Origin of the sequence: Pseudomonas sp. S49, from assembly GCF_009866785.1 — a bacterium.
Classification (GTDB): domain Bacteria; phylum Pseudomonadota; class Gammaproteobacteria; order Pseudomonadales; family Pseudomonadaceae; genus Aquipseudomonas.
The window spans coordinates 679,015-698,718 of record NZ_CP019432.1 but is presented as its reverse complement, the minus strand read 5'-3'; the positions used below and the strand labels follow the sequence as shown (position 1 = coordinate 698,718).

20 protein-coding genes are annotated in these 19,704 nt (G+C 59.8%); 9 read left to right on the top strand and 11 right to left on the bottom strand.

Annotated elements, in window-relative coordinates:
* Positions 1-33: 33 nt before the first annotated feature.
* The 3 genes from PspS49_RS02965 to PspS49_RS02955 all read right to left on the bottom strand — a co-directional run bounded on the left by PspS49_RS02965 (position 34) and on the right by PspS49_RS02955 (position 1,948).
* Positions 34-912, bottom strand: coding sequence for a triacylglycerol lipase (locus PspS49_RS02965; protein ID WP_150750062.1), 879 nt, complete (start codon positions 910-912; stop codon positions 34-36).
* 91 nt (positions 913-1,003) lie between these two features.
* Complete coding sequence (locus PspS49_RS02960; protein ID WP_127925644.1) at positions 1,004-1,309, bottom strand: multidrug efflux SMR transporter; 306 nt, start codon at positions 1,307-1,309, stop codon at positions 1,004-1,006.
* Positions 1,310-1,948, bottom strand: coding sequence for an NAD(P)H-dependent oxidoreductase (locus PspS49_RS02955; protein WP_127925643.1), 639 nt, complete (start codon positions 1,946-1,948; stop codon positions 1,310-1,312).
* 108 nt (positions 1,949-2,056) lie between these two features.
* Between PspS49_RS02955 and PspS49_RS02950 the strand changes: the two genes are divergently transcribed.
* Both PspS49_RS02950 and PspS49_RS02945 read left to right on the top strand, forming a co-directional pair.
* Entirely contained in the window at positions 2,057-3,004 is a 948-nt protein-coding gene (locus PspS49_RS02950) for a LysR substrate-binding domain-containing protein (RefSeq protein WP_174245041.1), read from the top strand.
* Positions 3,005-3,102: 98 nt separating this feature from the next.
* Entirely contained in the window at positions 3,103-3,636 is a 534-nt protein-coding gene (locus PspS49_RS02945) for a ferritin-like domain-containing protein (RefSeq protein ID WP_127925641.1), read from the top strand.
* A gap of 100 nt (positions 3,637-3,736) precedes the next feature.
* On the opposite strand, the gene PspS49_RS02940 is transcribed toward PspS49_RS02945, so the two are convergent.
* Positions 3,737-5,812 (bottom strand): AsmA family protein, encoded by a 2,076-nt coding sequence (locus PspS49_RS02940; protein WP_160038038.1) that lies wholly within the window; start codon positions 5,810-5,812, stop codon positions 3,737-3,739.
* Positions 5,813-6,197: 385 nt separating this feature from the next.
* On the opposite strand from PspS49_RS02940, the gene PspS49_RS02935 reads away from it, so the two are divergent.
* The 7 genes from PspS49_RS02935 (at position 6,198) to PspS49_RS02905 (ending at position 11,467) form a co-directional block, all read left to right on the top strand.
* Entirely contained in the window at positions 6,198-6,665 is a 468-nt protein-coding gene (locus PspS49_RS02935; protein WP_150750064.1) for a hypothetical protein, read from the top strand.
* Between the two features lie 155 nt (positions 6,666-6,820).
* A complete protein-coding gene (locus PspS49_RS02930; protein ID WP_077570695.1) occupies positions 6,821-7,453 on the top strand; it encodes a TetR family transcriptional regulator in 633 nt (210 codons plus the stop codon).
* Positions 7,454-7,754: 301 nt separating this feature from the next.
* Positions 7,755-8,255, top strand: coding sequence for an urease accessory protein UreE (ureE, locus tag PspS49_RS02925; protein WP_127925638.1), 501 nt, complete (start codon positions 7,755-7,757; stop codon positions 8,253-8,255).
* Entirely contained in the window at positions 8,252-8,926 is a 675-nt protein-coding gene (locus PspS49_RS02920) for an urease accessory protein UreF (RefSeq protein ID WP_150750065.1), read from the top strand. The genes ureE and PspS49_RS02920 overlap by 4 nt, the downstream gene beginning before the upstream one ends.
* 11 nt (positions 8,927-8,937) lie before the next feature.
* A complete protein-coding gene (gene ureG / locus PspS49_RS02915) occupies positions 8,938-9,552 on the top strand; it encodes an urease accessory protein UreG (protein ID WP_007915910.1) in 615 nt (204 codons plus the stop codon).
* A gap of 27 nt (positions 9,553-9,579) precedes the next feature.
* Positions 9,580-10,152 carry a HupE/UreJ family protein gene (locus PspS49_RS02910; protein WP_160038036.1) on the top strand — a complete coding sequence of 191 codons (573 nt, stop codon included), beginning with the start codon at positions 9,580-9,582 and terminating at the stop codon, positions 10,150-10,152.
* Between the two features lie 181 nt (positions 10,153-10,333).
* Entirely contained in the window at positions 10,334-11,467 is a 1,134-nt protein-coding gene (locus PspS49_RS02905) for an AGE family epimerase/isomerase (protein WP_150750067.1), read from the top strand.
* Positions 11,468-11,588: 121 nt separating this feature from the next.
* On the opposite strand, the gene PspS49_RS02900 is transcribed toward PspS49_RS02905, so the two are convergent.
* From PspS49_RS02900 to PspS49_RS02870, 7 genes are all read right to left on the bottom strand, one after another.
* Entirely contained in the window at positions 11,589-12,494 is a 906-nt protein-coding gene (locus PspS49_RS02900; RefSeq protein ID WP_160038034.1) for a cation diffusion facilitator family transporter, read from the bottom strand.
* Positions 12,495-12,668: 174 nt separating this feature from the next.
* Complete coding sequence (locus PspS49_RS02895) at positions 12,669-13,433, bottom strand: SDR family oxidoreductase (RefSeq protein ID WP_007915905.1); 765 nt, start codon at positions 13,431-13,433, stop codon at positions 12,669-12,671.
* 840 nt (positions 13,434-14,273) lie between these two features.
* On the bottom strand, positions 14,274-14,990 hold the full coding sequence (locus PspS49_RS02890; protein WP_160038032.1) for an ABC transporter ATP-binding protein: 717 nt from the start codon (positions 14,988-14,990) through the stop codon (positions 14,274-14,276).
* Complete coding sequence (locus tag PspS49_RS02885) at positions 14,987-15,859, bottom strand: ATP-binding cassette domain-containing protein (RefSeq protein ID WP_077570679.1); 873 nt, start codon at positions 15,857-15,859, stop codon at positions 14,987-14,989. The genes PspS49_RS02890 and PspS49_RS02885 overlap by 4 nt, the downstream gene beginning before the upstream one ends.
* Positions 15,856-17,157, bottom strand: a complete 1,302-nt coding sequence (livM, locus tag PspS49_RS02880) for a high-affinity branched-chain amino acid ABC transporter permease LivM (protein WP_095047315.1) — start codon at positions 17,155-17,157, stop codon at positions 15,856-15,858. Before livM ends, PspS49_RS02885 begins: the two co-directional genes overlap by 4 nt.
* Before the next feature lie 3 nt (positions 17,158-17,160).
* The gene (locus tag PspS49_RS02875) at positions 17,161-18,075 is read right to left on the bottom strand and encodes a branched-chain amino acid ABC transporter permease (protein ID WP_034151619.1); all 915 of its coding nucleotides are present in this window, start codon (positions 18,073-18,075) and stop codon (positions 17,161-17,163) included.
* Positions 18,076-18,314: 239 nt separating this feature from the next.
* Positions 18,315-19,448 carry an ABC transporter substrate-binding protein gene (locus tag PspS49_RS02870; RefSeq protein WP_038360427.1) on the bottom strand — a complete coding sequence of 378 codons (1,134 nt, stop codon included), beginning with the start codon at positions 19,446-19,448 and terminating at the stop codon, positions 18,315-18,317.
* Positions 19,449-19,704 lie beyond the last annotated feature (256 nt).

The following is a 19,704-nucleotide window of genomic DNA, read 5'->3' as shown; positions in this document are numbered from 1 at the left end:
CTGCTCGCGAAGAACGATGACGCGGTCTCAGGGCTAAACCCCGGCAGCCTCAAGCCGCGCCGCATGCTCGACAAACAGCCGCACCGGATCCGCACCCTTGCCGACCAGCCCCAGCGACTGATTGACGATATCGAAGTGGTCCAGCGGATAGTCATCGCCAATCACCGTCCCAAGATGCGAGCTATACCGCCCGACCATCCCATCGCACTGCCCCGGCTCACGCACGAAGGTTTTCGCAAACAAGCGGCAACTTCGATTGGTCCCGTCAAACAAATTCCCGCCGCGATCAGTCTTGCCGGGCTGCAACGTTCCCGACCATGAGTAATAACGTACGCCATTGACCTCTTCCGGCCCGTGCCCGCCCCACGACTCAGGCAAGCCCTGTGGATAACGCTGATTGAACAGCGCCACGCCCTCAGTGGTCAGCGATTGGTGCGAGGCGTGGATATCCACCGGCAATTTCGGCCCGCGATAACCGGTCTCCAAAACAGCCATCAACCACCCGACCAACCGTAGCAACGCCTCAAGCAGCCGCCCCTTGGCGCTGTCGGCCGGATAATTTTTTTCCAGATAATCGGCCAGCTCGGAGCCATGATTGGGCCCGGCCACCGACGTGACGGACGCCACCAGATCCGGCCGTTTCGCCGCCGCATAGCGCGCCGTCAGTGAGCCCTGACTGTGGCCGAACAGGTTGACCTTTTGCGCCCCGGTCTCGCGCAATATCTCATCGATGCGCGCGAGCAACTGTTCGCCGCGCACCTCAGTCGAGTTGAGCGGCGATACCTGCACGGCAATCACCGTCGCACCACCACGGCGCAGTGCCTTGATGATGCCGTACCAGTATGGATAGAGAACCAGCCGGATAAACCCGAGCATGCCCGGCACCAGCACCAGTGGATAACGCGTCGACATGGGCAAACATCCTTGTGGTCGGTGAGTGGATGCAAGACGTGCAAAACGCCCGCCAAGCATCCTCCGTGATGATGACAACTCAACGACCAGCCTACTTCAGGCCTGCCACCCCCGCCACAATCAGCCCGACCGAAACCAGTTTGACCAGCGTCAGGCTCTCGCCGAGCAGGGCAAAACCGAGGAACACCGTGCCCAGTGAGCCAATCGCCGTCCAGATCGGGTAGGCAATGCTCACCGGCAACTCGCGCATTGCCAGGGTCAGGAAATAAATCCCGCCGACCGCCGCGACCACGGTGATCAGCGAGGGCCAGAGCCGAGTAAACCCTTCGGCGTACTTCATGCCCATGGCGAAGATCACTTCAAACCCGGCGGCGATCAGCAAGAACAGCCAGGCCACCTAGAACACCCGGGCGAGGTCGAGCAAGCGCTGCTCGGCCTCGGCCACCGACACCGCGAAGGTGCGTTCGGCAGATTCTTCGCCCTCGGCCGCGACCACGGTGACGTCGTTGATGCCGATGAAACCCAGCGCCGTGCGCAGCCATGGGTCGGCGTGGTTCAAGGCTTCCAGCTCGCCACCCGGGCCGAAACCAAAGCCGCCGCGACTGGTGACGATCAGCGCCTTCTTGCCCTGCAACAGCGGCGTGTATTGGGCAACGCCGTTGTCCAGCGTGTGATCGAAGGTCAGGCCCAGGCGCACGATCTGATCGACCCAGGCCTTGAGGCCGCTGGGCACGCTGAAGTTGTACATCGGCGTGGAAATCAGCAACAGGTCGTGATCGAACAACTCGCCGACCAGTTGATCGCTCAGGGCCAGATCCGCCTGCATCGACAATGGACGCGCTTCAGGCTGTGGATAAAACGCGGCGGCGACAAAGGCTTCGTTGACCGCCGGAATCAGTGCCCGCCCGACCTCGCGGCGAGTCACCTGCGCCTGCGGATGACGCACCTGCCAGGCACTGAGAAAATGTTCCGCCAGGTGCCGCGAGTGAGAACGGTCACCCCGGGGGCTGGCATGGATCGCAAGAATTTTGCTCATCTGAAACTCCTTGAGGCTAGACTTTGATGGCTGTGTCGCTGCAGATTGCAGGCAGCACACCGTTGCCTCAAATGAGCAAAAATCAGTCGGGATGAATTCATTTCATCCATGGAGCTTTTCATGTTCGCCTCGCTGCCACTCACCGCCCTGCGCGCTTTTGAATCGGCATCACGGCTGCTCAGTTTCAAGGCTGCCGCCGAAGAACTGTCGGTCACGCCCACGGCGATTTCGCACCAGATTCGTTCGCTGGAAGACTGGCTTGGCGTCGCGTTGTTCGAGCGTCTGCCGCGCCAGGTTCGTCTGACCGAGGGCGGCGAGCGCCTGTTTCGCAGCTTGCATGGCGCGCTGCTGGAAGTGGCGCAAAGCGTCGACACCCTGCGCCCGCAGCGCAACGCCAGCACGCTGACGCTATCGACCACCGCCGCCTTCGCAGCACTGTGGCTGGTGCCGCGCCTCGGGCGCTTTTATGCCCAGCATCCGAACATCAACGTGCGCCTCGATACTCACTGTGAAGTCATCGATCTGCATCAGGACGCCAGCGTCGATCTGGTGTTGCGCTACAGCCTCGACGACTACCCGAACCTTTATGGCCTGTGCCTGTTCGATGAATCATTCGGTGTTTACGGCTCGCCCGAGCAAGTGGCGCTGGCCGCGCGGCGCACACCGACGTTGATCAGCGTGCGCTGGCACAACTCCAAGCTTTACGCCCATGGCTGGGAAGCGTGGTGTGCGAAGGCCGGCGAAAACTGGTTGAACCCGCAGCCGGCGATCCGCGAATACGATGAAGAGCATTACGCCCTGCAAGCGGCGATTGCCGGTCAAGGGCTGGTGCTGGCGAGCAATATTCTGGTCTCGGAGAGTGTTGCCAGTGGCTTGCTGGTGCCGTTCATGGGTCAGGTTCAAGTCGATGGCGCCGGGTACAGCGCGTTGTGTGTGCCGGGGCGCGAACGGCATCCACCGGTGCGGGCGTTTTTTGCCTGGTTGCGGGGGGAGGCAGTTTTGTCCGGGCTGGCGCCAAGATCACAGCCTTCGGCAGCGCCTACAGGGGTTGCGTAAACCGATAAAACTTTTTGCAACGCTCATGACTCACAGCTTAGGAAGCGACCGCGTCCGCAGAACGTGGCGCCCATCGGATTAGCCTCCAGGAGATCGAAATGAGCGACGACCTGCATCTGTCAGATGTCCAAACACTGCGCGACCGTGCGCGCCAACACGTCGAAAACGGCGCCGTCACCGAGGGCTACAGCGCCGACCGTGAAGAGGTGCTGCGCTTGCTCAATGAATCGCTGGCCACCGAACTGGTCTGCGTGTTGCGCTACAAGCGCCACTACTTCATGGCCACCGGTGTGAATGCCAGCGTGGCCGCCGAAGAGTTTCTCGAACACGCCACTCAGGAAGCCCAGCACGCCGATCGCCTGGCCGAGCGCATCGTGCAATTGGGCGGCGAGCCGGAGTTCAACCCCGACATGCTGTCGAAAATGTCCCACGCGCAATACGTGGCCGGGGAAACCCTGAAAGAAATGGTTTACGAGGACCTGGTGGCCGAGCGCATCGCCATCGACAGCTACCGCGAAATCATCCAGTACATCGGCGAGAAAGACCCGACAACCCGACGGATCTTCGAAGATATTCTGGCGCAGGAAGAAGAGCATGCCGATGACATGGCTGACATCCTGAAAGACCTGTAACCCTTCAAAACCGCCTTCGCGAGCAGGCTCGCTCCCACATTGGAATGCATTTCAAATGTGGGAGCGAGCCTGCTCGCGAAGGGGCCCTTACGGGCACCGACTATTTAGTGGGTTTGACGGTAACCGGCGCCTTGCCCGCCTTCATCTGCTCCAGCAACGGCGCACACTGATTCGGCTCGCCACCACTCGGCGCTACCAGCGCCAACAGCCCCGCCGCTGGCGCTGCGATCACGCCCAGCGCCACCATCCCCGCCCCGCGCAACATCAGCGGCACAGCCTTCACACCCGCATCCGGCTTGATGAACTTGCCACGCACGTACAGCGGCGAGCGCAGGGAAATCAACCGCCAGCCCTTGGATTCCGGCGTCACGGTCAGATCCAGTTGCTCGGTGGCCATGTTCGCCGTGCCGTCGATGTAAATGATCGCGTTCTCGGTATCGAAGACAAACAACTGCGTGGTGGCCAGACCGCTCTTGATGTCGAAGTCCGCCGCTGCGCAGTTGATCTTCACTTCCTTGTCGCCAAAGATCTTGCCGACCACATAGTTGCCGACGTTGAGCCCGGCCAGTTCCATCAGCTCACGGCTGATCGCGCCATCGTTGATCAGCATCTTCAATTTGCCATTGGCCCCACCCAGCAGCTTGGCCACCGAGTTGCCGCGCCCAGTGATATCGGCGTCGCCATTGAGCTCACCGAAACTGGTCTTCATCGGTTCAAAGGTCGGGAACAACTCTTTGAGTTTGAAGCGGCGCGCGGTCAGTTTGGCGCGACCTTCCAGCGGCTCGGTGCGGCCGTTGAGGCGAATCTGTGCATCGAGATTGCCGCCCGCGACGCCGAAGCGCAGCGGCTCCAGGCTCAGTTCGCCATCGTTGAGTTTCAGGTGGGTATAGAGGTCGTTGAACGGCAGTTTCTCGCTGTGGACGATGCGCTTGCCGGTGAACTCGACATCAGCGTCCATCGCGCGCCAGCGATCGGTCTTGAACTCCTCCACCGGCAGCACTTTATCGGCCGGCTGTTTGCTTTCGCCGCCGCGAGCCTTTTGTTTGTCATTGGAGTCGGCGCCGATCAGTGGTGCGAGATCGGCGAACAGCAATTGATTGGAGAGCAACGCGCCGCTGAGTTTTGGCCGTGGCTGGCTGGCGACGTAGGTCAGGTCGCCATGGATATCACTGCTGCCGATCTTGCCGTTGAACTGCTCATAGGTGAATTTCGCCCCGGCCGCGTCATGCAGCTTGGCGATCAAATGGCCGTCGGTGGCATACGGCGGCGTGTCCGGCAGGGTCACACCGGTCAACGGATAAAGATTGCCGAGGCTGGCACCGGCCAGTTTCAGGCGCAAATCGAGGGCGCCTAGGTTCAGTGGATCGGTCAGCGTGCCGGCCAGTTCGATGCGGGTGTCGCCAATCTTCGCCTGAGCCTGCAGCGGGAATGGCTTGCTCGCGTCCTGCAAGGCGAGCAGACCGCCGATCTTGCCTTGGCCTGTGAGGTTCTGGCCGTGGTATTGGCCTTTGACCTTCAGAGCAAACGCATAATCCTGCGGTGAGCCGCCCTTGTCCTGCGCGGTTTTCGCCGCTTTGGCACCGACGATGTCGCTGTAGGGAATCGGCTTGCCCAGCGGATCGATCAGCACATCAAGATTGGTTTTGAGCGTCTGGTCGTCGAGAGTGACGTGGCCCTTGTCGAACCCGATGGCGCCAATATCAACCACCCAGTTCGACGGCTCGGCATTCGGATCTTTCGGGTCGAACTTGAATGTCCAGTTGGCGCGGCCATCGGCCAGACGCTGCAACTCGGCATTCGGTTCGGTCAGGTCGATGCGCGGAATCACCACCCGTTGCGCCAACAGTGCCAATGGCGAAATACGCAGCTCAACGCGCTTGAGCGTGACCATCTGCGGTTTCTTCGACCAGTCCGGGTTGCCCAGGCTCAGATCTTCAGCGACCACGTGCGGCCACGGCACCCACGCACGCCAGCCGCCCTCGTCCGGCTCACGCTGCCAGATCACCGCGAGGTTGCCATTGATGGCAAACGGTCGGTGCAGTTCTTCCGAGACTTTGGCGTTGAGCGGCGGTTTGATCCGGTTCCAGTCGAAGAACACGATGATCAATACCAGCACGGCCAGTAGCAGCACGAGGATGGCGAAGGTCCAGCTGAAGATTTTTCCAGTGCGCGTCATGCACAAAGCTCCTGATCACGACCGCACGCAAAGACTGCGGCGCACGGCTGAAACGGCGGGCCAAAGCGGCCCTCATGAAATCTACGACTGGCAAACCAGCCGCAGGTTTAATCGAAAGGTCGATTACCGCGCAAAAAGCCGCGTGAAATCTGACCGATCAGTCGAACAGTGTTACCGCGACCCGCACTTTTACGAGGCGCGAGTGAGTCGGAAATACCCACCCCGGTGCAAAACCGTCGCCCGCAAAGCCGCGATCTAGAGCCTCCCGGCAGAACAATCAATTCTGTTGATTATTACCATTGCGTTTATGAACTTTTATATCGACTTATCGAGAGTAGCATTGCCCTCGTACCCACTTTATCGCCCTCCCAAGGAGCAACCCATCATGAAACGCCAATTACTGCTCAGCCTTACCCTGTCGATGCTAGCCAGCACTGCTTTCGCCCTGCCCGCTGCCGATCAGGCTACTCCGCAAGTGAAATCCAGCCACTCGGTATTCAGCCAAACCGTAGCAGCTGATGGTTCGGACCGTACCCCACAAGGTCAGACTCTGGCTGAAGGTGGCCGTGATCGCCTGGAAGAGAAAGGTCTGGTTCAGGACGGCTACGACAAGACTCCACAAGGTCAGACCCTGGCGTCCGACGGTAGCGACCGCACTCCACAAGGCCAGACCTTGGCTTCTGACGGTGGCGACCGCACTCCACAGGGTCAAACCTTGGCGTCCGATGGTAGCGACCGCACTCCACAAGGCCAAACCCTGGCTTCTGATGGCGGCGACCGCACTCCACAAGGTCAAACCCTCGCCGAAGGTGGTGGTGACCGTGTGATCGAACGCAACAGCAAATTGAGCTAAGCCCATGGCGGCCTGGAAAAAAAGCCCAATCAACGGATTGGGCTTTTGACTTTTCTGACCCGGTAAAACCTTTCGCCCCACCTCCTCCCGTTCGACGCCGACAAAGCCGATTTGCTAGAGTGCGGCGCTTGTCCTGCCATAGAACACACCCTGCGATGCTGCCCCGCGCCGAACAGAAACAACAGACCCGCAACGCCCTGATGGACGCTGCCCGCCACTTGATGGAAAGCGGCCGAGGATTCGGCAGCCTGAGCCTGCGCGAAGTAACCAAAACCGCCGGGATCGTGCCCACCGGTTTCTACCGGCATTTCGCCGATATGGATGAGCTGGGCCTGGTGCTGGTCAGCGAAGTCGGCCAGACCTTCCGCGAAACCATTCGCCTGGTACGGCACAACGAATTCGTCATGGGCGGCATTATTGATGCCTCGGTGCGGATCTTTCTTGACGTGGTCAGCGCCAATCGCTCGCAATTCCTGTTTCTCGCCCGTGAGCAGTACGGCGGCTCGCTGCCCGTGCGCCAAGCGATCGGGCGCTTGCGCGAGAACATCAGCTCGGACCTCGCTGCCGATCTGACGATGATGCCCAAGCTTCAGCATCTGGACGCCGAGGGCCTGAGCGTGATGGCAGACCTGATCGTCAAATCGGTGTTTGCCACCCTCCCCGACATCATCGACCCGCCCGCCGAAGCCCTGCCGGAGCATCTGACGCCGCAGGCGAAGATCACCCAGCAACTGCGCTTTATCTTTATTGGCCTCAAGCACTGGCAAGGCCTGGGCAGTACCGAATAACCTTCCTTTATTTCAGCCCAGACCAAATCCCCTGTGGGAGCGAGCTTGCTCGCGAAGGCGTCATGTCAGCCAACTTCTAAACCACTGACCCCCCGCTTTCGCGAGCAAGCTCGCTCCCACATTTGGTTCGGCGTCAAAGCCTCCATTTGGTGCATTAAAAAATCTTCACGCACCAAAACCTTCCATATTCCCGCAACATCTTGAAACATCCACTACGCTCCGACAGGGATTTCCTACATCTCGTCCGATTGGCAAGGCCCTTGCTCTAGACCAATCATTGTCCATAGCTGGAAGTTTTCCGATGCTGGTGATTCACCGCAGAATCGACCCCCAACCCGTCTGGGCCGCCGAATTGCACCTGACCTTCGAAGCGCGGAGCAAAAGCCGTTTGCGCTGTTTCAGTGCCGAGGGCGAAGACGTCGGGTTGTTTTTGGAGCGCGGTCAGCCGCCACTGTTTGATGGCGAGTGCCTGCAAGCCGAAGACGGCCGCATCGTCCGCGTCTGCGCCCGCCCCGAGCAATTGCTGCACGTCACCTGCGCCAACGCCTTCGAACTGACCCGCGCGGCTTATCACCTGGGTAATCGCCACGTCGCCCTGCAAGTTGGCGATGGCTGGTTGCGTCTGCTCGACGATTACGTCCTCAAAGCGATGCTCGAACAGCTTGGCGCCCAGGTCAAAGCCATTGAAGCACCGTTCCAGCCGGAACACGGTGCCTACGGCGGCGGCCATCACCATTCCCGACACGGCGACGAAGACTTCAATTACGCGCCGAAACTCCATCAGTTCGGCGTACGCCTGTGAATCCGGCCTGGGCGCTGCTGCGCCTGGCCAGTCCGCAACTGCCGATTGGCGGCTACAGCTATTCGCAAGGCCTGGAAATGGCTGTGGATAACGGCCGCGTGAACAATCCTGACAGTGCTCGGCGCTGGATCAGCGATCAGTTGCTGCTGAATCTGTCGCGCTTCGAAGCGCCGCTGTTGCTTGCGCATTGCCAGGCAGCCGCCGATGAACAATGGACCGAGTTGCGCAGCCTCTGCGAAAGCCACCGCGCCAGCCGCGAGACTCGCGAGTTGCATCTGGAGAGCCGGCAGATGGGCTATTCGTTGCAGCAATTGCTCAATGGTTTGCCTGAACTCGACACGCCCGCCCGCGACTTTCTCGATCAATGTTCAGAACCGCACCTGGCTCTGTGCTGGGCGCTGGCCGCGCGCGCCTGGGGCATCAACCCACAGGACGCCCTCGCCGCATGGCTGTGGAGCTGGCTGGAAAACCAGCTCGCCGTATTGATGAAAACCCTGCCGCTGGGTCAGCAAGCCGCACAACGCCTGACCAGCGAACTGCTGCCGCTGCTGCAGCAAGCGCAGCAGGATGCGAGCCGAATCAACCCCGAACACATGGGCAGCGCCGCGTTCGGCCTGTCCCTGGCGTGCATGGCCCACGAGCGCCAGTACAGCCGCCTCTTTCGCTCCTAGGAGAAACATTAATGAACACACAACCTCTGCGCGTCGGCATCGGCGGCCCGGTCGGTTCCGGCAAAACCGCATTGACCCTGGCCTTGTGCCTGGCCTTGCGCGAGCGCTACAACCTCGCCGTGGTCACCAACGACATCTACACCCGCGAAGACGCCGATTTTCTCGTGCGCAATGAAGCCCTCGCGCCCGAGCGGATCATCGGCGTGGAAACCGGTGGCTGCCCGCACACGGCGATCCGTGAAGACGCCTCGATCAACCTGGAAGCGGTCGATCAACTGAACCGGCGTTTTCCAGGGCTGGATCTGATTCTGGTGGAATCCGGCGGCGACAACCTCTCGGCGACGTTCAGCCCGGAGCTGTCCGACCTGACCATCTACGTGATCGACGTCTCGGCCGGCGACAAGCTGCCGCGCAAGGGCGGGCCGGGCATCTGCAAATCCGACCTGTTGGTGATCAACAAGATCGACCTGGCGCCGCTGGTGGGTGCCTCGCTGGAGATGATGGACAGCGACACCAAACGCATGCGCAACGGCAAGCCGTTCGTCTTCAGCAATCAGAAAACCGGTCAAGGCCTTGAGCAAATCATCGCCTTCATCGAACGCCAGGGCCTGCTGACCGCAGCCTGATTCACTGATCAACAAGGAAGCTCATCCATGACACTCAAACGTATTCTTGGCGCCGTGGCGCTGCTGCTGACCCCGGCGCTGGCCTTCGCGCATCCGGGGCATGGCGACAGTGGCTTGATCGCCGGCATCAGCCACCCGATCGGCGGCCTCGACCATTTGCTGGCGATGGTGGCAGTCGGTTTGTGGGCGGCGCAGCAGCAAGGCGCGGCGCGTTGGGCGCTGCCGTGCACGTTCGTCGGCACCATGCTGATGGGCGGCATGCTCGGTTTTGAAGGGCTGCAATTGCCGGCGCTGGAAAGCGGGATTGCGGCGTCGGTGCTGGCGTTGGGTCTGGCCGTGGCGCTGGCAGTGCGTCCGCCGTTGGTCATGGCGGTGGTGGCGACGGCGGTGTTTGCGTTGTTCCACGGTGTGGCGCATGGGCTGGAGTTGCCGGACATGAGCAATCCTTGGGCGTATGCGGCGGGTTTCGTGGCCGCGACAGCAGCGCTGCATGCGGCGGGTTATGGTGTGGTGCGGTTCCTGCCTCAGGCGGCGGCACCGTTGGTGCGGTTGGCCGGAGCGGCTTCGGCGGCGACTGGGGCCTGGTTGCTGGCCGGCTGATCTCTATCGCCTGAACTGCCCCTTTCGCGAGCAGGCTCGCTCCCACAGGTTTTGTGTACGCTGCAAATCCACTGTGGGAGCGAGCCTGCTCGCGAAGGCGGACTGACAGACACCACATCGCTCAGGCCGGTCTCTCTGCTACCATGTCGCGCAATCGCCCCAGCCGTGACGACGTCCGCCCATGCCCCACGCCTCCCGCTCCACCGCCCTGCCCGAATTGACCGCCCTGTTCGATGATGTGCAACAGCACTTCGTCAATGTGATCGTGCCCCTCTGGCAAGGCCCGGGCTGGAATGCCGACATGGCGCTGCCCTTTGAGGCGCTGGACGCCGCGCACCAACCGCTGCCACCGCAGCGCTACCGGGCGATGGCCTGCGCGCGGCAGCTGTATCTGTTTTCCAGTCTGATCGGGGTTGTGGATAACGCTGAAGTCCGCGCCGCGGCGCTGTTCCGCTCGCTGCAACGGCACTTCCATGATGCCGAACACGGCGGCTGGTTCTACAGCATCGACGCACAAGGCAAGCCGCTGGATCAGCGCAAAGACCTCTACACCCACGCCTTCATCCTGTTTGCCTGCGCGCATTACTGGGAAAAGTCCGGCGATCCGTTGGCCGAGTCGACGCTCAACGCGGCGCTGGAAATCATTGGCCGGCGCTTTGCGACCGGCGATGGTTTGTACGAAGCGTGCCTGGAGCGCGACTGGATCACCCTGCAGACCGGTCCGCTGCAAAATCCGCTGATGCATCTGGCCGAAGCGTTTCTCGCCACCCTCGCCGTTCGTGAAGATGTACAGACGCAGCAGGCATTGCTGGAGTTATGCACAGCCATGCACAAGCAGTTCGTCGATCCGCAATATGGCGTGTTGATGGAAAAACCGCTCGGGGCTGTGGATAACTGGTATGAGCCTGGGCATCAATTCGAATGGTATTTCCTGCTGGAATCGTCAGCGTTGCTGCGGGGTTCGAAACTGCACGCGGCGCTCGACCGGGCGTTTGCCTTCACCGAGCAATACGGTGTGGTGCAGCCATCCGGCGCGGTGCGGGCGATGCTCGATCTGGAAATGGACGGACGCCCGCGAGACTCGACTCAGCGGATCTGGGCTCAGGCGGAATATCTGCGCGCGCTGACCTTGCGTCAGGGCAGTGAAGCGGTGGTGCTGCGCCAGTTGCAGGCGTTGCAGCAGCGGTTTCTGCATGCCGGTGGCTGGCATGAGTGTCGGGATGAATTGGGAGAGGTGAGCCGTAAGGACATGCCTTCGACTACGCCTTATCACTTGGCGACTTGTTACCACGGTCTGGCTGAATATCTTCGCTGATTTATAGATCGCTTTCGCGAGCAGGCTCGCTCCCACAGTTGATTGTGCGGCTCACAAATAGTGTGTTCAGCGCAATTCAATGTGGGAGCGAGCCTGCTCGCGAATGGCCGTTATGCGGTCTCTAAGCGATCCATTTCTTGTCCCCGGTAAAGCTGATGGTCAACCAGCGCGCCGCATCCGGTTTGCCCAGCTTCGCCGAAATCTCTTCGCGTAACGCATCCAGCTGTCCGACATTGCTCAACGCATAATCCGCCGGCAACACCACATGAATTTCGATAAACCGTGCCCGCCCGTGCTTCTGCACGTACGACACGTAATCGTCGAAACCATGCTCGGTTTTCGCCGCCTCCATCACCTGGCGCACCTGATCATCCAGCGTGTCCGGGGCGATCCCCAAGACATCGCGCAGCGCCGGCCCAAGGATCTTGAACGCCGGCGGCAACATGGTCAGCGCCAGTACGATCAGGATCAACGGGTCGACATACACCGCCCACAGACCATAACCCTGGGACTTGAGCAGCAGCGCCGCGAGGAAACTGATCAACAAGCCCACGGACAGCATCGCGTCCACCAGCCAACTGATGTTGTCGAACTGGATCAGGCTGGATTTGAGCTTGCGGTTACGCTGCCGGACGTAGAAGAAGTAGGCGAACTCGACAACGGTAAACACCGCCGCATAAATGATCACCAGGCCCAACTCGATCTCGCGGCCACCGTTGATGATGCCGAACACGCCGTTCAGGAACGCGTAGATCGCGATCAACATCAGGAAGCTGCCTTCGATCAGCAGCACCATCGGCTCCAGATGCCAGAAACCGAACTGGAAACGGTGATTGCTTTCCTTGGCGATCAGCTTGGCAGTGATCAGCATCAGAACTTTGATGAACGTTGCGATCAGCGAGAAAAAACCATCGAACAGGATGGATTGCGAACCTGAAACAAAACCGGTGACGATCCCGGCAATCGCCACGGCGAACATCAGGATGGTCGATTGTTTGAGCAGTGCCTGCTCACCTCGGTTACTCACTTTGACTCCTCGAAAAACCTTGAAAACCGCGGGGTGCGGTTAGGTTGTTGCGAGGGGAGTTTACCTTATCGCCCTGTTTTGGCCGATTTGCCCCCTTCGCGAGCAGGCTCGCTGCCACTTTGAAATGCATTCCAATGTGGAGCGAGCCTGCTCGCGAAGGGCTTCAGCGCGGTCTTAAGCCTTGTTCCGCTCGATGGCAAAACCGGCCCAGGTCTGGCTCACCGGCATCAACTCGAGGCTGTTGATGTTGATGTGCGCCGGCGCATTCATCACCCAGAAAATCGTCTCGGCGATGTCCTGCGGCTGGATCGGCTCAGCACCCGCGTAGGTCGCGTTGTAACGCTCCTGATCGCCAGCAAAACGCACCAGCGAGAACTCGCTTTCACACAGCCCAGGCTCAATGTTGCTGACCCGCACGCCGGTGCCCTGCAAGTCGCAACGCAGGTTCAGCGAGAACTGTTTAACGAACGCCTTGGTCGCGCCATACACATGGCTGCCCGGATACGGATAGTTGCCGGCGATGGAGCCAAGGTTGACGATGCCGGCGCCACGGCCGTGGGCGATCAGGCGCGGCAGCAGCAGGCGGGTTGCGTACATCAGGCCTTTGACGTTGGTGTCGACCATGGTGTCCCAATCGTCCAGATCGCACTTCGGCGCCGGGTCCACGCCCAGCGCTAAACCTGCGTTGTTGATCAGGCCACGCAGCTTGGCGAACGATGGCGGCAAGTTGGCAATCGCCTCCTCCATCGCCTTGCGATCACGCACATCGAGCACCAGACCATGCACTTCGGTCTGCTTCGACAGCTCGGCGCACAGCGCATTGAGGCGTTCTTCACGACGACCGGTCAGCACCAGTTTCCAGCCAGCCTCGGCAAAACGGCGGGCACAGGCTTCACCAAATCCGGACGTCGCGCCGGTGATAAACAGGGTGTTGGACATCGTGTTCTCCTTGCTTCGGCCGCCGGAGCAGCCCTTGGAATAGAAAATCAGCAGGCAGCATGCCCGGCCCGGCACTCACGGGCAACTGCTACAAGGTGTACAAAAAATAACCAACCCCGCCGGCGCCATAGCCGCCGTGGCCTGTAGCCATGTGCACGCATGTTATCCACAGCCCCTTCCACAGTTTCCGGGGGCAAGTACAATCGCGCAAAGCCGCGCCACACAAGGCTTTGCGGGCGAAATAGAAAGTTTTTTGCTTGACCCTGAAGTGGCGGATGTGCGGGACATGGCATTTTGCACGACTGGTCAGTCAGCACAGTGATTGCGCGAGGCCAGCAATTACGGCCCTCAGCGCAGTCTTTCCAGAGTTTAATCACAGACTTATCCACAGGCCTGTTCACGTCGAATTGCCCAAGAGGCGATGCCTAGAAAAAGGTTGACAACGACGCCTTCAGCCTCAGCAAAAACACCTGATCAAAAAACAACCACACACTTGCAAGCCACGGATTACAAGGCCTGCAGCTAGATACACCCACGTTATTCACAGCCAGCTCCACAGTAACCGGGGACAAGTCAAAACTGTGCAAAAACAGCCATTTGCAGCGTCTATATGTCGCGCTTTGGCAGCTTGGGGAATTTGTTTTCCACAATTCTGGATTCTGGCGCAGATCAACTGTAGGAGTGAGCCTGCTCGCGATACCGGTGCACCAGCCACCGATGATGGCGAATGGGAAACCGCGATCGCGAGCAGGCTCACTCCTACAGGGGTTTACGGTGAATTTGGGATATAAAAAAGCCCCGGGACTCGCGTCGCCGGGGCTGTGCATAACGCTGGAAGAATCAGTGCCCGCCCAGATAGGCGTTACGCACCTCCTCGTTCACCAGCAACTCTTTACCCGTACCCGTCAGGCGTATCTCGCCGTTGACCATCACATACGCCCGGTCCGACAGCTTCAGCGCATGGTTGGCGTTCTGCTCGACGAGGAAAATGGTCATGCCGGTTTTCGCCAGTTCCCGCAGGGTCGCGAAGATCTGCTTCACCACAATCGGCGCCAACCCAAGGCTAGGCTCATCGAGCAGCAACAGCTTCGGCCGACTCATCAACGCCCGGGCAATGGCGAGCATTTGCTGCTCGCCACCGGACATGGTCATTGCCCGCTGCGTGCGCCGCTCTTCAAGCCGAGGGAACAGCGCGAACATCCGCTGCATGTCCTCTTTGGCGTACTTGTCACCAATCGGGATGGTGCCCATCAGCAGGTTTTCCTCGACGGTCATGTCAGGGAACACTCGCCGCCCTTCCGGCGACTGCGCAATGCCGTTGGAAGCGATGTAGTGCGAGGACTTGTGGGTAATGTCTACGCCCTGATAAAGAATCTGCCCGCTTGCCGCCCGTGGCTGACCGAAGATCGACATCAGCAACGTCGATTTGCCGGCGCCGTTGGAGCCGATCAGGCTGACGGTTTCCCCTTCATTGATCTGCAGCGAAACACCTTTGAGCGCTTGGATCGGGCCGTAGAACACGTCGAGGTCTTTGAGTTCGAGGATCGGTTGCGTCATACCAGCTCCTCTTCATCGGCGCCGAGGTAGGCGGCGATCACTTTCGGATCGTTACGGATCGCTTCAGGCCCGCCTTCGGCGATGACGATGCCGTGGTCCAGCACCACGATGTGATCGGAAATACTCATAACCATGCCCATGTCGTGTTCGATCAGCACCACGGTCAGATCGTGCTCGTCGCGCAGCAGCCGGATCATCGCGCTCAGCGCTTCGGTTTCCTGAGGGTTGAGGCCGGCGGCCGGTTCGTCGAGGCAGATGATCTGCGGCCGCGTGCACATGGCACGGGCGATCTCCAGACGGCGTTGCTGACCGTACGAGAGCTCACCGGCGAGACGGTTGGCGCAGTCGACCAGGTCGACCACTTCCAGCCAGTAGAAGGCAACGTCCAGCGCGTCGCTTTCAGCCTTGCGGTAGCCCTTGGTGTTGAGAATGCCGGCGAGCATGTTGCGATTGACCCACATGTGTTGGGCCACCAGCAGGTTTTCCAGCACCGACATTTCCTTGAACAAACGAATGTTCTGGAAGGTTCGCGCCAGGCCTGCACGGTTTACCAGGTGCGTACCGCCGAACATCTTGTAGTACATGCGGCTGAGGAAAGATTTCGGTGAGACAAAATCCGTCGGTTTGAACGACTCGCCCAGCAACTGGATGACGTTGGTCTGCTGGCCGCGCACATTGAGTTCGATCTTGCCGCCCGAGGCTTTGTAGAACCCGGTCAGGCAGTTGAACACCGTGGTCTTGCCGGCGCCGTTGGGGCCGATCAAGGCGAAGATCGAGTTGCGTTTGACCTTCAGGCTGACATCGCTCAACGCCTTGATGCCACCGAAATGCATCATCAGTTTTTCAACAGAGAGTACGACTTCACTCATGGCGCAGTCCTCTCATAGTGAATGGCACCTTTGCGTGGAGTGACCCCGGTACGGCTGATGCGAATCAGCCCGCGTGGTCGCCAGATCATCATCAACACCATCAGGATGCCGAACAGCAGCACGCGATATTCAGCGAAGCCGCGCAGCAATTCCGGGGCGACGGTGAGTACGAATGCCGCAATCACCACGCCGATGGTCGAGCCCATACCGCCGAGCACGACGATGGCGAGGATCAGTGCCGACTCGAAGAAGGTGAACGAGGTCGGGTTGACGAAGCCTTGGTAGGTGGCGAAAAACACCCCGGCCAGACCTGCGGTCGACGCACCGATGGTGAACGCCGAAAGCTTGACCAGCACGTGGTTGAGGCCCATCGAGCGGCAGGCGATCTCATCTTCACGCAAGGCTTCCCAGGCGCGGCCGACCGGCATCTTCACCAGACGGTGCTTGATGTACAGCACGGCCAGCACCACGAGGAACAACACCGCGTAGATGAAGTAGTACTTTACGTCCGGGTTGTAGGCGATACCGAAGAACTCATGAAACGGCACCCCGCCATCCTTCGCCCGTTTGCCGAACTCCAGACCGAAGAACGTCGGCAGTGGCGCCGGCATACCGTTCGGGCCGCCGGTCAGCGACAACCAGTTGTTGAGGACCAGGCGAATGATTTCACCGAAGCCCAGGGTCACGATCGCCAGGTAGTCGCCGTGCAGACGCAACACCGGGAAACCGAGGATGCACCCGGCCAGCCCGGCAGTGATCGCCGCCAGTGGCAGCACCGTCCAGAAACCCAGACCGAGGTATTGATAACCCAGCGCCAGACCGTAAGCGCCGATGGCGTAGAACGCGACGTAACCCAGATCGAGCAGACCGGCCAGACCGACTACGATGTTCAGCCCCAGCCCCAGCAGCACGTAGATCAACCCGAGGATGACCACGCCGAGCAGATAGGAGTTGGAGACAAACGGCACGATGACGGCCAGCACAATCAGCAGCGGGATGATCCAGCGCAGCGAGGATTTGTGATCGGCAGGCAGCACGTGCACACCGGAGCCGGTGCTCTCGAATCCGTCGAGAATTTTCAGGCCCTTGGGCGTTTGCAGGAACAGGCTGAGAGCAAAGCGGCCAATCATGACAATGCCAATGATCCAGGCCACGCGGGTCGGTTCGAGGTTGAAGCTGTAACCCTCGAGCACAACGCCGACAATCGGGCCGAAAACGATCAGGGCAATCAGGCCGGCAAGAATCGCCTCAACCAGGCTTTTTTTGATATCGATGGATTTTTGAGTGGTTGAAGACATCGCTTACACCTTCGACACAAGAGGACGGCCCAACAGGCCCTGCGGCCGGAAGACCAGAACAAGTACGAGCAGCGAGAAGCTGAACACGTCTTTGTAGTCGGAGTTGACCAGACCGGAGAACAGCGACTCGGAAATGCCGAGGATGATCCCGCCGAGCATTGCCCCAGGCAGTGAACCGATCCCGCCAAGCACCGCCGCGGTGAACGCCTTGATGCCGATAATGAAGCCGGCATAGAAGTCGAAAGTGCCGTAGTTCATGGTGATCAATACACCGGCCAGCGCCGCCATGGCTGCACCGATGATGAACACATAGGAAATGACCCGGTCGGTATTGATGCCGAGGATCGAAGCCATCTTGCGGTCTTGCTGGGTCGCACGGCACATGCGTCCGAGCTTGGTGTACTTGATGACGTAGGTCAGCAGGCCCATACCGACGAACGCGGCCACCAGAATGAAGACTTTGGTGTAGGTCAGTTGCACGAAGCCAGTACCGACTTCGACACGCCATGCCCCGCTCAACAGGGTTGGCACGCCCTGTTGCTTGGCGCCTTGAGCGATCTGTGCGTAGTTTTGCAGGATCAGGGAGATACCGATGGCGCTGATCAGCGGGGCCAGTCGGGTGGAGTTGCGCAGGGGTTTGTAAGCGACTCGCTCGATGACCCAGCCATACACCGCCGTGATCACGATGGTGAAGATCAGTGTGCCGAGCATCAGCAGCGGGAAGGATTCAATACCGAAGTACGCCAGCAGAGCCAGACTGATTGCCGCCAGGTAAGCAGAAATCATGTAAACCTCGCCGTGGGCGAAGTTGATCATGCCGATGATGCCGTAGACCATTGTGTAGCCGATGGCGATCAGGCCATAGACCGACCCGAGGGTCAGGCCATTGACCAGTTGCTGCAGGAAAATACCATCCATAACGCAATCTCACGCAGTGAGAACCTGCACACCTTTGATGTGCGGCTCTTCTAGGAAAAATACAGATTTACGTCGGAGCAATGTCAGCCACGATCCACCCGTCACCACCGCCCCCTGTAGGAGTGAGCCTGCTCGCGATAGCGGATTAACATTCAACACATGTGTTGCCTGTAACTCCGTCATCGCGAGCAGGCTCACTCCTACAAAGGAACCGTGGGATCAGCCGATCGCGTCAGCCCTTACTTCTGTTTTTCCAGCTGGTGATATTTGCCGTCCTTGTCCCACTGGTAAACCACGTAGTCGGAGACTTTCAGGTCGCCCTTGGAGTCCCAGGTTTTTTCGCCCATGACGGTTTTCACCGGATTTTTCTTCAGCCAGGCCGCAGCCTCTTCGCCCTTGTTGGACTTCGCGCCGTTGAACGCGGCAGCCAGGGTCTGCACCGAAGCGTAGGCATACAGGGTGTAGCCCTCAGGCTCGGTACCGGCCTTGCGGAATGCGTCCACTACGGTCTTGCTCTCTGGCAACAGACGCGGGTCGGCGCCGAAGGTCATCAGCACGCCATCGGTGAATTGCGGGCCACCGGCGGTGGTCACCAGTTCGTCAGTCACGATGCCGTCATCGGACATGAACTTGACGTCTTTCAGGCCTTGTTCACGCAGTTGGCGAACCAGCGGGCCGGCCTCCGGGTGCAGACCGCCGAAGTAGACGACGTCGGCGCCGGCGCCACGGATCTTGGTGACGATGGTGCTGAAGTCTTTTTCGCCACGGGTCAGGCCTTCGTACAACACAGGCGTCACGCCGCGCTTGACCAGTTGTGCCTTGGTGGCATCCGCCAGGCCTTGGCCGTAGGTATCTTTGTCGTGCAGCACGACGACTTTCTTGCCCTTGAGTACGTCGACGATGTAGTCACCGGCCACAATGCCTTGCTGGTCGTCACGCCCGCACATACGGAACATGGCGCTGAGACCGCGCTCGGTGACTTGCGGGTTAGTCGAACCCGGAGTGATCGCGATGATCCCGGCTTCGTCGTAGATTTCCGACGCTGGAATGGTCGAAGAGGAGCAGAAGTGACCGACCACGCCGGCGACTTTCTGGTTGGTGAGGTCCTTGGCGACCGTCACGGCCTGTTTCGGCTCGCAGGCGTCATCGCCCTTGACCAGTACGATTTTTTCCCCGTTGACGCCGCCAGCCGCGTTCACCGCGTCAGCCGCCGCCTGTGCACCCTTCATGTACTGCTCGCCAAATGCTGCGTTGGCGCCAGTCATTGGACCCGCTACACCGATTTTCACATCAGCTTGAGCAAACGCAGAAACACCCAACGCAGTAGCCACTGCGAGGGCCAGAAAGCCTTTCTTGTAAAACGTCTGGGACATGAGGTGGTGCTCCAAGGTTTTTTTTAGTTGGCACTGCGACTTCACTTCACTGAATGCTCAGAGCAAGGGCCGTGCCATCGGTTTTTTATTCTTCAAAAAGTCGCTGCTTTCTTGTTATTTCGACTGTTTCGTTCCCATTTTCATTGGGCGTGCAACCGTCTAAACCGCGGAAGGTGAAACCATTTATTTTTTCAGGCGCAACCCGCACGCGCCATCATTGCAACCGCGGCGCCAAACGACGTGCAACCAGCCTGTA

Excerpts from the sequence above, each read along its gene's own strand:
- PspS49_RS02940 (WP_160038038.1), bottom strand. The coding sequence starts at position 5,812 with ATGACGCGCACTGGAAAAATCTTCAGCTGGACCTTCGCCATCCTCGTG.
- PspS49_RS02870 (WP_038360427.1), bottom strand. The coding sequence starts at position 19,448 with ATGTCCCAGACGTTTTACAAGAAAGGCTTTCTGGCCCTCGCAGTGGCT.
- PspS49_RS02935 (WP_150750064.1), top strand. The coding sequence starts at position 6,198 with ATGAAACGCCAATTACTGCTCAGCCTTACCCTGTCGATGCTAGCCAGC.
- PspS49_RS02950 (WP_174245041.1), top strand. The coding sequence starts at position 2,057 with ATGGAGCTTTTCATGTTCGCCTCGCTGCCACTCACCGCCCTGCGCGCT.
- PspS49_RS02885 (WP_077570679.1), bottom strand. The coding sequence starts at position 15,859 with ATGAGTGAAGTCGTACTCTCTGTTGAAAAACTGATGATGCATTTCGGT.
- PspS49_RS02895 (WP_007915905.1), bottom strand. The coding sequence starts at position 13,433 with ATGTCCAACACCCTGTTTATCACCGGCGCGACGTCCGGATTTGGTGAA.
- PspS49_RS02875 (WP_034151619.1), bottom strand. The coding sequence starts at position 18,075 with ATGGATGGTATTTTCCTGCAGCAACTGGTCAATGGCCTGACCCTCGGG.
- PspS49_RS02945 (WP_127925641.1), top strand. The coding sequence starts at position 3,103 with ATGAGCGACGACCTGCATCTGTCAGATGTCCAAACACTGCGCGACCGT.
- PspS49_RS02905 (WP_150750067.1), top strand. The coding sequence starts at position 10,334 with ATGCCCCACGCCTCCCGCTCCACCGCCCTGCCCGAATTGACCGCCCTG.
- PspS49_RS02910 (WP_160038036.1), top strand. The coding sequence starts at position 9,580 with ATGACACTCAAACGTATTCTTGGCGCCGTGGCGCTGCTGCTGACCCCG.
- ureE (WP_127925638.1), top strand. The coding sequence starts at position 7,755 with ATGCTGGTGATTCACCGCAGAATCGACCCCCAACCCGTCTGGGCCGCC.
- ureG (WP_007915910.1), top strand. The coding sequence starts at position 8,938 with ATGAACACACAACCTCTGCGCGTCGGCATCGGCGGCCCGGTCGGTTCC.
- livM (WP_095047315.1), bottom strand. The coding sequence starts at position 17,157 with ATGTCTTCAACCACTCAAAAATCCATCGATATCAAAAAAAGCCTGGTT.
- PspS49_RS02965 (WP_150750062.1), bottom strand. The coding sequence starts at position 912 with ATGTCGACGCGTTATCCACTGGTGCTGGTGCCGGGCATGCTCGGGTTT.
- PspS49_RS02955 (WP_127925643.1), bottom strand. The coding sequence starts at position 1,948 with ATGAGCAAAATTCTTGCGATCCATGCCAGCCCCCGGGGTGACCGTTCT.
- PspS49_RS02930 (WP_077570695.1), top strand. The coding sequence starts at position 6,821 with ATGCTGCCCCGCGCCGAACAGAAACAACAGACCCGCAACGCCCTGATG.
- PspS49_RS02890 (WP_160038032.1), bottom strand. The coding sequence starts at position 14,990 with ATGACGCAACCGATCCTCGAACTCAAAGACCTCGACGTGTTCTACGGC.